The sequence below is a fragment of the Streptomyces sp. NPDC004561 genome, assembly GCF_053602155.1.
Genome location: NZ_JBSGDB010000307.1, coordinates 1 through 11,111, shown reverse-complemented (window position 1 = coordinate 11,111; position 11,111 = coordinate 1). Strand labels below are relative to the sequence as shown.

General features: G+C 72.1%; 9 protein-coding genes and 1 pseudogene. 8 read left to right on the top strand and 2 right to left on the bottom strand.

The window, feature by feature from the left end; translation table 11 throughout:
- The 3 genes and pseudogenes from ACWEN3_RS31290 to ACWEN3_RS31280 form a co-directional block, all read left to right on the top strand.
- Positions 1-257 (top strand): annotated as a pseudogene (locus ACWEN3_RS31290) (DUF3618 domain-containing protein); the annotation flags it as partial.
- 95 nt (positions 258-352) lie between these two features.
- Positions 353-961: an ArsR/SmtB family transcription factor gene (locus ACWEN3_RS31285; RefSeq protein WP_452977493.1), complete on the top strand. Its 609-nt coding sequence runs from the start codon at positions 353-355 to the stop codon at positions 959-961.
- A 13-nt stretch (positions 962-974) separates the two neighbouring features.
- Positions 975-1,712, top strand: coding sequence for an SRPBCC family protein (locus tag ACWEN3_RS31280; protein ID WP_452977490.1), 738 nt, complete (start codon positions 975-977; stop codon positions 1,710-1,712).
- A 12-nt stretch (positions 1,713-1,724) separates the two neighbouring features.
- On the opposite strand, the gene ACWEN3_RS31275 is transcribed toward ACWEN3_RS31280, so the two are convergent.
- Entirely contained in the window at positions 1,725-3,551 is a 1,827-nt protein-coding gene (locus tag ACWEN3_RS31275) for an endonuclease/exonuclease/phosphatase family protein (protein WP_452977487.1), read from the bottom strand.
- Between the two features lie 266 nt (positions 3,552-3,817).
- On the opposite strand from ACWEN3_RS31275, the gene ACWEN3_RS31270 reads away from it, so the two are divergent.
- From ACWEN3_RS31270 to ACWEN3_RS31250, 5 genes are all read left to right on the top strand, one after another.
- Complete coding sequence (locus tag ACWEN3_RS31270) at positions 3,818-5,254, top strand: hypothetical protein (protein WP_452977484.1); 1,437 nt, start codon at positions 3,818-3,820, stop codon at positions 5,252-5,254.
- A gap of 183 nt (positions 5,255-5,437) precedes the next feature.
- Complete coding sequence (locus ACWEN3_RS31265) at positions 5,438-6,889, top strand: alkaline phosphatase PhoX (RefSeq protein ID WP_452977481.1); 1,452 nt, start codon at positions 5,438-5,440, stop codon at positions 6,887-6,889.
- Between the two features lie 481 nt (positions 6,890-7,370).
- Positions 7,371-8,951 carry a TROVE domain-containing protein gene (locus ACWEN3_RS31260; RefSeq protein WP_452977478.1) on the top strand — a complete coding sequence of 527 codons (1,581 nt, stop codon included), beginning with the start codon at positions 7,371-7,373 and terminating at the stop codon, positions 8,949-8,951.
- Positions 8,952-9,256: 305 nt separating this feature from the next.
- Positions 9,257-9,823: a 2'-5' RNA ligase family protein gene (locus tag ACWEN3_RS31255; protein WP_452977476.1), complete on the top strand. Its 567-nt coding sequence runs from the start codon at positions 9,257-9,259 to the stop codon at positions 9,821-9,823.
- 82 nt (positions 9,824-9,905) lie between these two features.
- Positions 9,906-10,502, top strand: coding sequence for a TetR/AcrR family transcriptional regulator (locus tag ACWEN3_RS31250; protein WP_452977473.1), 597 nt, complete (start codon positions 9,906-9,908; stop codon positions 10,500-10,502).
- Positions 10,503-10,535: 33 nt separating this feature from the next.
- Here the strand turns inward: ACWEN3_RS31250 and ACWEN3_RS31245 are convergent.
- A partial coding sequence (locus ACWEN3_RS31245) for a TerD family protein (RefSeq protein ID WP_452977471.1) occupies positions 10,536-11,111 on the bottom strand: 576 nt, incomplete at its 5' end.

Here is an 11,111-nt window from a genome sequence, read left to right as displayed (position 1 = left end):
GCCACGCCGTGCAGGGCTCGGCCGCCAAGGCCGGACACGCCCTGCAGGCACGGGCCGTCGGGTCCGACGGCTCGGGCCCGATGGGCGGCAAGGCCGCCCACGCCGGCGCCGTGGTCGAGCAGCAGGCCGCGCGGTCCGCCCGGAAGGCCGCCGAGGCCCTGGCGCGGGTGCCCCGCCCGGCGCTGATCGCGGGCGCGGCCGGTGTCGCCGCCCTGGCGGCGGGCTTCGTCATGCGGCGCAGGCGCCGCGGTCACTGAACCGGACGACCCGCGCCCGACGGGCTCCGCTCCACCCTCCCACCGAAAACCATGTCCGTCTGGACAGGAAAAATTTTCGGTGGGAGGGTGGACGCATGCTGGACGTGACCGTGATCGAGGACCCCGAGGCAGCCGCCGTGTCGCTGGACCCGGTGCGCTCCCGGTTGCTCGCCGAGCTGGCCGCCGAACCCGCGTCGGCGGCGATGCTGGCCGGCCGGGTCGGACTGCCCCGGCAGAAGGTGAACTACCACCTCAAGGCACTGGAGCGGCACGGCCTGGTGGAACTGGCCGGAGAGCGCCGCAAGGGCAATGTCACCGAGCGGCTGATGCGCGCGACCGCCGCCTCGTACGTCATCTCGCCGGCCGCCCTCCCCGCCGTGCAGCCGGACCCGGACCGCTTCCGGGACCAGCTCTCCGCGCGCTGGCTGCTCGCGCTCGGCGCCCGCCTGGTGCGGGACGTCGGCACGCTGATCACCGGCGCCGCCCGGGCCCGCAAGCGGCTCGCGACCTACGCCCTGGACGGCGAGCTCCGCTTCGCCTCCGCCGCCGACCGCGCGGCCTTCGTGCAGGAGCTGACGGCCGGCGTGAGCGCCCTGATCCGCAAGTACGACGCCCCCGGCGCCGAGGGCGGCAGGGACCACCGGATCGTCGTCGCCCTCCACCCCACGGTCAAGGACCGGCCCACCACCGAACCGGATCAGTGAGCAGGAGCCCGCCATGTCCCAGGAATTCGAGATCGTCCGCGAGTTTGAGGTCGACGTCCCGCCCGAGAAGGTGTGGGAGGCGATCACCACCGGCACCGGGGGCTATCTGTGGCCGATGGACCCGCCCGAGCCGCGCGAGGGCGGCCGGGGACCCTTCGGATCGACGGTCACGGCCTGGGACCCGCCCCACCGCTACACCAACCGCAGCGAGAACGTGGGCATGCCCACCCAGTCACTCAACCAGCTCGACTACACCGTCGAGCCCCGTGACGAGGGCCGCCGCGCCTGGGTGCGCTACGTGCACAGCGGCATCTTCACCGACGACTGGAACAACCAGTACGACGGCGCGAGCAAGCACACCAACTTCTACCTGCACACCCTGTGCGAGTACCTCACGCACTTCGCGCCCCGCCCGGTCGCCTTCGCCCAGCTGAACGGCCCGGCGGCCTCGGCGACCCCGCGGGCGCTGGCCGCCGCCGGCCGCGCCCTCGGTCTGGCGGACGACGCGGCCGCGGGCACGAAGGCCGTCGTCCGGGGACCCGGCGGGCGGACCCTGGACGCCGTGGTCGACTACCGGAACCCGTACTTCATCGGGCTGCGCACCGACAGCGCCCTCATCCGCTTCTTCGGACGCGGCAACTGGGGCGCCCCGCTCGGCATCAGCGTCCACGACTTCGCGCCGGACGCCGATGCCGGGGCGAACGAAGCCGCCTGGCAGGACTGGCTGAACGGGGTGTTCAGCCAGTCCTGAGGCCGGCCGCGGTCACGGACGCAGGCGCAGCACCTGCGGGTCGTGGTCGCTGATCTGGTCGTTGAACTCCGAGTTGATGTGCACGCTGTCGTACTCGAAGTCGCAGCCGCGCCGGATCGCCGGGCTGATCAGGATCTGGTCCAGGACCTGCTCGTTGCCCTGGTAGTCGTAGGTGTAACGCTCGCTCCTGGGCAGCGACTTGATCGCCGACCACAGCTCGCCGTCACCTTCGAGGAGCTTCGCGGTGTCGGAGAACTCGAAGTCGTTCATGTCGCCGAGCGCGATGACGTTCGCGTTCTTCTGGACGGCCAGGATGTCCTTGACGAACGTGTTCACCTCGGTCGCCTGGGCGTGGCGCTGGATCTCCGAGCTGCGCGTCGGCGGCTGGTACTGCGAGGTCAGCCCCTGGTCGCCGCCCTTGGAGATCAGGTGGTTGGCGATCACGAAGACGGTCTTGCCGCGGAAGACGAACTGGCCGACCAGCGGCTTGCGGCTGTCCTTCCAGGCCGCGTTCGTCGGGTCGATCCGGCCCGGGGAGGCCGTCAGCTCGGCCTTGCCGTGGTCCTTGGTGACGCCGACCGCGGTGGTGGAGTCGCCGCCGGCGCGGTCCACGAAGGACACCCGCTCGGGGTTGAACAGGAACACCTGGCGGATGTTGCCGCCGGGCTCGCCGCCGTCCTGGTCGTTGACCGGGTTGATCGAGCGCCAGTCGTACTTCGGGCCGCCGGCCGCGACGATCGCGTCGATCAGCTTGTTCATGGTGACGCTCGCGTCGACCGTGCCGTCGTCCGTGGCGCCGTTGTCGTCCTGGATCTCCTCCAGGGACACGACGTCCGGCGACTGCAGGTTGTTCACGATCGCGGCGGCGTGCTTGTCGAACGTGTTGTCCGACGGGTCGAGGTTCTCGACGTTGTACGTGGCCACCGCCAGTTCACGGCCGGTCTGCTTCCGCGTCGTCTCGCGCTCCAGACCGCCGCTCCGCAGCGTGCCGAGCTTGCTCGCGACGAGGGTGTAGCCGCCGAACTGGTTGAAGTCCAGCGGGCCGGTGGTGGTGCCCTCCAGGGTGTCGCCGACGTTCGCCTTCGGGAAGTCGGCGGTGGCGCCCAGCGACTGGATCTGCAGCCGGCCGGTGTTCTGGGAGTCGTAGGAGCCGTAGACCGTGCCGCCGCGGCGGTTGCGGTGCTCCCACGGCTTCACCGTGACCCACAGCTCGCTGTAGCGGTCGGTGGCGGTGACCACGCGGGTGTCCTCGACCTGGACGTTCATGCCCTCGAGGGACTCGTAGTAGTCCAGGGCGTACTTCGAGGGGTCGAGGGTCAGGCCGTTGATCGTGCCGGCGGCGGCGGTGTCGCCCGCGGGGGCGTACTCGTCCGGCACCGAGTCCTCGTCGACGACGACCGGGGCCGGGACCGCGTTGCCGGTGGAGACGGTGGTGACCACCGGCTTGGTGATCTCGGTTACGGACTGGTTGCCGGACGAGGCGCCGCCCGGGACGTACTCCGAGACCGTGCCGGTCACCGTGACCGAGTCGCCGACGGCGACCTTCGGCGCGGAGCTGGTGAAGACGAAGACGCCCTCACTGGTGCGCGGGTCGGCGTCCGGGTTCGGATCCTGTAGCCAGAAACCTCTGGAGGAGCCGTACGTGCGCGTGGCCGTGACGATGCCGGGCACGTCCGTGACCTTCTGGCCCGCGTACGGCGATATTCGGGTGGTGCCCTGGATGTCGTGGATGCGCACCGCGTCGGCGTGCGCCGGCGAGGTGAGGACGACGGCGGAGGCCGCACTGCAGACGGCGGCGACGGTGAGCGCGGCGAGGCGCGCGGAAGACCTGCTCGGCAAGGGTTCCCTCCGGGGACGTGCGTGAGCGTCGGGACGAGGGTGGAACGGGAGCGTGTGGGGCCGGTTGCCCTCCGTGACACGCATAGAGCCGAGTGAACAGTTGTCCCCCCAACTTCTACGCGCGTCAATCTCCAGCCTGCGTATGGGAGTTGTCAAGGTTTCGGCCATGTACGACGGCCGACGGGGAGATGAACCGGGCGGCATCGGTGGATATCCGTCTAGGCTGAGCGGCTGAGCCCGTTTCACGGTCCGAGGAGAACCAGCCGATGTCAGACAGCTCCCCCCTGCCGCCCGTACGGCTGCACCCCGAAGCGGAGCTGGCGCGCGCCGCGCTGTCCACGCCCGTGCTCTCCCGGGCCGCCCGCCTCGCCCGCTGGGCCGGGCCCGGGACCCGGGTGGACGCCGGCGGCGGCCTCGTCGAGGAACAGCTTGCGGCCGCCGCCGAAGTGCTCGGGCTGAGCGACGACGACGCGGCCGCGTACGCCAGTGAGGCCTGGCGGGCCGCCGTGGACGCCGGGCTCGTCGAGATCGTGGACGAGGAGGCCGGGACCGTCCGGGCGGGGGCGGATCTGGACCTGCTCACCGGCGGCTCCCCGCACGACGTGCTCACCGTGTGGCTCGCCGTCCTGGAGACCGTCCTCGCCGACGCGAGCGTGCCCGACCTCGACGGCCTGGTCGACGCGCTGGACGAGGGCGGAGAGGTCGATTTCTCGTCACTCGACTGGGATCCGGAGGCCGAGGCCGAGTTCCTCGACGGCGTCCTCGGCAACCTCTACCTCCTGACGGTGAGTGAGGACGGCGCCGGCGAGGGTTCCGTACCGCTGCCCGCCCTCGCCGCCTCGATGATCGTGCCCGACGACATGGGCGAGCCCACCAACGACGTCCTGGAGCAGGTCTCCGACGCGATGATGCGGCTCGACGACCAGTTCCGGATGCTGGAGCCGGTCGGGCTGGTCGAGTACCGGCCGGTGGACGAGGCGCTGATGGCGGATCCGGAGGGCGCCGCCGAGGAGCCCGCCGCACCGGTGGACGAGACCGACGTCTCCCGTTACGGCATGGTCCGGCTCACCCCGCTCGGCGCCTACGGGCTGCGGGCCCGGCTGCTGGAGGCCGGTTTCCAGGCGCCGGCCGTCGGTGAACTCGTCGACAAGGGCGCGGACGTCCTGCTCGACGGCACGGCCGCGTTCGGCCGGACCGCCGCCCGGGCCGAGACCGAGCAGTGGCTGGGGCGGCGCGAACCGCTCGCCGCGGCACGGGAGTTGCTGGCCGCTGCGCGCGGCTCCGACGCGGGCGCGCCCCTGCGCCGGCTGCGCTGCCAGCAGGCCCTGTCCCTGATCGGGGCGGAGGCGGAACCGGCGCTGCGGGAGGTGCTGGACGACCCCGAGCTCGGCGGCCTGGCCCGCGTCTGGCTGAGCGAGCGGGGGGCCGCCGGGGTGCCGGCGCCGTCCCAGGAGCTGGTGTTCTGGCTGACCGTCGACACGGTCGCCGCACAGCTCCAGGCCGAGGGCAACTCCGAGGAACTCCATGCGCTCGTCGAGGGGTTGGCCGCGCAGCACAGCGGCTTCTTCGCGGCCGCGTGGCGGGTGGAGCACCCGGCGACGGCCGACGTCCTGGAGGCGATGGGCCGGCTGCACCCGGACAAGAAGGTGGCGAAGGAGGCGCGGAAGGCCGCGTTCAAGGCCCGCTCCCAGCAGGGCGGTTGAGCGAGCGGGTGAGCGGGACATGGCCGGTTCTTTGGCCGGCCATGGGGGAGTGCATACGGATTCTTGAACAAGGGCGCTCGAAGTAGCCCTGCGTTCAACTCGTGTTCAGGGACCGGCGGGAGCGTGTGCGCCGAACCGAGGCGCGCCACCCTCCACGGCACTCCCACCGTCACAGGAGACACCATGTCGCTCACCCGCAGGGACTTCGCCAGGAAATCCGCGATCACCGGTGCCGGGGTCGCCCTGGCGGGCACCGTCGGCGCCCTCGCCACCGCGCCGAACGCCCTCGCGTCCACGGAGACCGGCGCCGAGGGCGAGGACGGCGCCTCGGCGCACGGCCACCACGGCGTCGGCTACGGCCCCCTGCTCCCCGACCCCGACGGCATCCTCGCCCTGCCCGCCGGCTTCTCCTACGAGATCATCACCTACAGCGGCAGGACCAAGCTGGAGTCCGGCGAGTTCACGCCGTCCAACCACGACGGCACCTCCACCTTCGACGGCCCCCGCGGCGCCACCCTCCTCGTCAACAACCACGAGCTGAGGGGCCCCCGCGCGAGCTGGAAGTACCCGGTGCCGCTCACCGAGGGCCTGGTCTACGACCCCGCCGCCGCCGGTGGCTGCACGGTGGTCGAGGTGCGCCGCGGCCACGTCGCCGAGTGGGTGGGCATCGCCGGCACCTCCACCAACTGCGCGGGCGGCAACACCCCGTGGGGCACCTGGCTGACCTGCGAGGAGACCGAGGACAAGGCCGGCCAGAACGGCATGACCAAGGACCACGGCTACGTCTTCGAGGTCGACCCCGCCGACCGCCGGGCCAACCGCGACCCCAAGCCCGTCAAGGCACTGGGCCGTTACGCCCACGAGGCCGTCGTCGTCGACCCCAGGCGCGGCCACCTCTACCTCACCGAGGACGCGGCCGGCCCCAACGGGCTGCTCTACCGCTGGACCCCGCCGGCCGGCTTCCACCACGGCCGGGGCAGGCTGCGCACCCTCGCCGACGACGCCGGCGTGCTCCAGGCCTTCAAGTGCTTCGACTCCGGCGGCAGGTTCGTGGACGACCTCTCCCGCGCCACCAGGACCGGCGCGGTCTACGGCGTCGACTGGGTGGACGTCCCCGACCGCGACGCGAGGACCGCGTCCACCCGCAAGCAGTTCGGCGACGGCCTGGTCACCCGCGCCCGCAAGCTGGAGGGCATGTGGTGGGGCGACGGCGGCGCCTACATCGTCTCCTCCTTCGCCCGCGGGGAGAGCCCGGTCCAGCACGACGGCCAGGTCTGGTTCTACGACCCCAAGCGGCGCACGCTGACCCTGAAGGTCCTGCTCGGTGTGAATCCGGACCCGGCCGTGGACGGCGCCTTCGACGGCCCGGACAACATCACCGTCTCCCCGTACGGCGGTCTGGTCATCGCCGAGGACGGCGAGGGCGTGCAGCACCTGTTCGGCGCCACCGACAGCGGCCGCACCTACCCGATCGCCCGCAACGAACTGAACATCGGCACCGCCGAGGAGCCCGCGTACAGCGAGTTCACCGGGGTCACCTTCTCGCCCGACGGCAGGACCCTGTTCGCCAACATCCAGGAGCCGGGCATCATGCTGGCCGTCACGGGGCCGTGGAAGCGGCAGAAGCGCGATTAATTCGTTCGCCCGGCCCGCGGCCGTCCTCCTAGAGTGATTCATGTCCAGGTGCGAAGGCAGGAATTACTTCCACTCATAATGGGGCGGCCGCGGGTTCGAGTCCCGCCACCGGCACAACAGGCCGGTGTAGCTCAGGGGTTAGAGCACCTTTGTCGGTTCCGCCGATCTCGATCTCTGGACACCACAACTTCATGCACCTCCCGGTGCGAAGGCGGCGGCTACTTCTTTTGCAGAGAGAATCCAGTGCCGCAGCCGACTTGATCTCGGGAGGCGCAGCTCAAGGTGGGTGCCTGGTGCGCAGGCAGCGGATACTTCGGGACACGGTATGTTGCGGGTTCGAATCCCGTCATCGACCTGGGGTCGATGTGGCGGAAATGGAAGACGCGCCGGGTGAACAGCACCGTCGCCGACCCCTGATCTCGGACACCCTCCCTTTGCTGCGCCTCCCTCCGAAACGGAAATGAATTCGGGGGAATTCAGCATGGCTCGATTCAACACCAAGGCGGCCAAGGCACAGCCGACCTCGCGGGTGACGTCCACGGGACGAATACTCCGAACGTACGAGGGCGGCCGCGGTCACGAGCGGGACGCGCGCTCGGAGCTCTTCCTGCTCGCCGTATCCCACTTCGTCTCGCAGCAGACCTTCTACGAGAACGGCGCGGCCCGCGACGACCGGTTCGCCGCGCTCGTGCGCGAGCTCGCCGTCTCCGACCCGGCGTGGACGGCCGGCCTGCTTGGCTGGCTGCGCGGTGAGGGCAACATCCGCAGCGCCGCGATCATGGGAGCCGCAGAGTACGTGAAGGCACGGCTCGACGCCGGAGCCACCGACGGTCCCGCCAACCGGCAGGTCGTCGCCTCCGTGCTCCAGCGCCCGGACGAGCCCGGCGAGCTGCTCGCCTACTGGACCTCGGCCTACGGCCGCACCGTCCCCAAGCCGGTCAAGCGCGGCATCGCCGACGCCGTACGACGGCTGTACCACGGCAAGTCGCTGCTGAAGTACGACACCGCGTCCAAGGGCTACCGGTTCGGCGACATCCTCAATCTGGTGCACGCGGCGCCGGACCCGGACAAGCCGTGGCAGGGCGAGCTGTTCCGGTACGCGCTGGACCGCCGGCACAACCCGGACACCGCCGTGCCGCCCGCCTCGAACCGTGTGCTCACCGCGCACCGCGAGCTGATGGCGGTGCCGGTCGGGAAGCGGCGGGCGGTCGTGACGGCGGCCGACGGCGCCGAGCGGCTCGCGGCCGCCGGGATCAGCTGGGAGGCGCTGGCCGGTTGGCTGCAGGGCCCGATGGACAAGGCGGCCTGGGAGGCCGTGATCCCGTCCATGGGGGCGATGGCGCTCGTCCGCAACCTGCGCAACTTCGACGAGGCCGGGGTCTCGGACGAGGTCGCGGCCCGGGTCGCGGCGCGCATCAGCGACCCGGAGCAGGTGGCGCGCTCGCGGCAGTTCCCCTTCCGGTACCTGGCCGCGTACCAGCACGCGCCCTCGCTTCGCTGGGCGTACCCGCTGGAGAAGGCGCTCGGTCACTCGCTGGCGAACGTGCCCGTGCTGCCGGGCCGGACGCTGGTGCTGGTCGACCGGTCGGGCTCGATGTGGGCGCGGCTGTCGGACCGCTCGGAGCTCAACCGGGCCGACGCGGCGGCGATCTTCGGCACGGCGCTCGCGGTGCGGGCGGAGGACGCCGACCTCGTGGAGTTCGGCACCACGAGCCGGCGGCTGTCGTTCGAGCCGGGCGAGTCGGTGCTCAAGATCCTGGGGCGCTTCGGCGACCTGGGCGGCACCGACACCACCTCGGCGATCCGCGCGCACTACCGCGGGCAGGACCGGGTGCTGATCGTCACCGACGAGCAGTACGCGTACAACGTCCACGGCGGGCCGACCGAGCAGGTCCCGGCCCACGTCCCGGTCTACACCTGGAACCTGGCCGGCTACCGGGCGGGCCACGGCCCGTCGGGCAAGGGCAACCGGCACACCTTCGGCGGGCTCTCGGACTCGGCGTTCCGGATGGTGCCGCTGCTCGAAGCGGCCCGTGACGCCCGCTGGCCGTGGGAGGCGTGACCGGCCCGCACTCCACGGGGGTGCGGGCCGTGCCGTTGCCTGCGCGGACCTGGTCCGCCGCGGCGAGCTCGGCAGCCGCCCCGTACCGGCCGGGGCGGCACCGAAGGCACGCCCCAGCAGGGCGGGCCCATGATGGAGAAGTGCCCCACCCCCCGACCCCCACCCCACCGAACCCCTCCGGCCCGGCTCCGGCTTCCGGGCGGTCCGAGCCCCCTGGGCCGCCCGAGAGCCCCGGTACTCCGAAGGCCCCCGGTCCTGGCTCGGGCTTCGGTTGGATCGGGGCGGCGGCCACGCCCCGGAGCGCTGTGGCGTGGCTGCCTCCGGCCGGGCTGTGGCCCGCTATCCAGGAGATCCGGGTCGAGCACGACCCGCAGATCCGGCGGTGGCCGCCCCATGTGAACCTGCTCTTCGGCTTCGTGCCGGAGGAGGACTTCCCCCTGGCGCTCCCGCTGCTGGCCGCCGCGGCCGCGGAATGCGAGCCCTTCGACATCCGGCTCGGCGGGGTTCGCGCCTTCCGCCACCGGTCGTACGCCACCGTGTGGCTCGACCCCGCCGCGGCCGGCGCCGCGCCCTGGACGGAGCTTCGGCGCGTGCTGGCGGAGCCCTTCCCGAACTGCACGGACCGGTTCCCGAGGTTCACCCCGCACCTCTCGCTCGGGCGCACCCGCGTCCCGCGGGTCCTCGCGGCCGAGTGCGCCGCCCGGCTCGGCGTGCTGCACGCGCGCGTGGCCGAGATCGCGGTGCTCTCCCGCCGAGGTGACGGCCCCATGCGGACGCGCGCCACGATCGGCCTGGGCTCCGGCGAGGTACGGCGCCACCTCGGCCCGGACCCGGCGGACGGCGGCGGGTACGAGCCACCGGAACGGCACTGACCGGGCGGCGGTTGGGCGGGTCCGCGCGATCCGCTTCCCGATAGGATTCGGAGGGGATCCCCGGTTCGCGAGGAGTGTCTGGATGCCGCAGGTCAGGCGCATGCGCGCGGACGCTCGGCGCAACTACGAGCGATTGCTGCAGGTGGCGGCCGAGGCGTTCGCCGAGCACGGGGAGAACGCGTCGCTGGACGACATCGCCAAGCGCGCCGGCGTCGGCTCCGGCACCCTCTACCGGCACTTCCCGACCCGGCAGGATCTGCTGGAGGCCGCGTACGTCGACCGGATCCAGGCGATGGCGGCCCGGGCCGACGAGTTCGCCGCGGCCCTGCCGCCGGGCGAGGCGCTGGTGGAGTGGCTCAACGAGGTGTGCGTCGGGACGATCCAGGTGCGCGGCATGAAGGCGCTCCTGGGCTCGGCCGTCACCGACGGCAGCTCCGTGGCGGGCACGCCCTGCGGTACCTCGGTGCAGGACGCGGCACGGCGGCTGGTGGAGGCGGCGCAGCGGGCGGGCAGCCTGCGCGCGGACGTCGAGCCGATCGAGGTGCTGCGCCTCGCGCACGGCGTGGCGTCGGCGTCGGAGCTCGCGAGCGGGCAGGGGACGCAGATCCGCCGCTATCTGTCCCTGCTGACGGAGGGCCTGCGGCCGGGCGCGGCGGCCGGGGAGGCGGGCGCCCCCTGACGGAGGGGGCGCCCCCGGGTGTCGTACGACCGCTTACAGGGCTCGGGCCCCCGGCTCGACCATGTTCCTGACCGTCCGGGCCTTCACGAAGTCGCCCAGCGCCGTCATGTCCCACTCGCCGGAGAACTGGCGGATGAGCTTGGCCATCATCACGCCGGTCTGGGGCTCGGCGTGGGTGAGGTCGAAGCGGACCAGTTCCTCGCCGGTCGTGGCGTCCAGCAGGCGGCAGTAGGCCTTGGCGACCTCGGTGAACTTCTGCCCGGAGAAGGAGTTGACCGTGAAGACCAGACCGGAGACCTCCTGGGGCAGACGGCCCAGGTCGACCGTGATCGCCTCGTCGTCACCCGCGCCCTCGCCGGTGAGGTTGTCACCGGAGTGTCTGACCGCGCCGTTCAGGATCGTCAGCTTGCCGAAGTAGCAGCTGTCGATGTGGTTGCGCTGCGGGCCGTAGGCGATGACCGAGGCGTCCAGGTCGATGTCCTTGCCGCGGAAGGCGGGCTCCCAGCCGAGGCCCATCCGCACCTGGGAGAGCAGCGGGCGGCCGCCCTTCATCAGGGACACGGTCTGGTTCTTCTGCAGGCTGACCCGGCCCTTGTCCAGGCTGATCTT

What these genes read in the sequence shown, in the direction of transcription:
- ACWEN3_RS31285 (WP_452977493.1), top strand. Translation starts at nt 353, where the DNA reads ATGCTGGACGTGACCGTGATCGAGGACCCCGAGGCAGCCGCCGTGTCG.
- ACWEN3_RS31280 (WP_452977490.1), top strand. Translation starts at nt 975, where the DNA reads ATGTCCCAGGAATTCGAGATCGTCCGCGAGTTTGAGGTCGACGTCCCG.
- ACWEN3_RS31270 (WP_452977484.1), top strand. Translation starts at nt 3,818, where the DNA reads ATGTCAGACAGCTCCCCCCTGCCGCCCGTACGGCTGCACCCCGAAGCG.
- ACWEN3_RS31265 (WP_452977481.1), top strand. Translation starts at nt 5,438, where the DNA reads ATGTCGCTCACCCGCAGGGACTTCGCCAGGAAATCCGCGATCACCGGT.
- ACWEN3_RS31260 (WP_452977478.1), top strand. Translation starts at nt 7,371, where the DNA reads ATGGCTCGATTCAACACCAAGGCGGCCAAGGCACAGCCGACCTCGCGG.
- ACWEN3_RS31250 (WP_452977473.1), top strand. Translation starts at nt 9,906, where the DNA reads ATGCCGCAGGTCAGGCGCATGCGCGCGGACGCTCGGCGCAACTACGAG.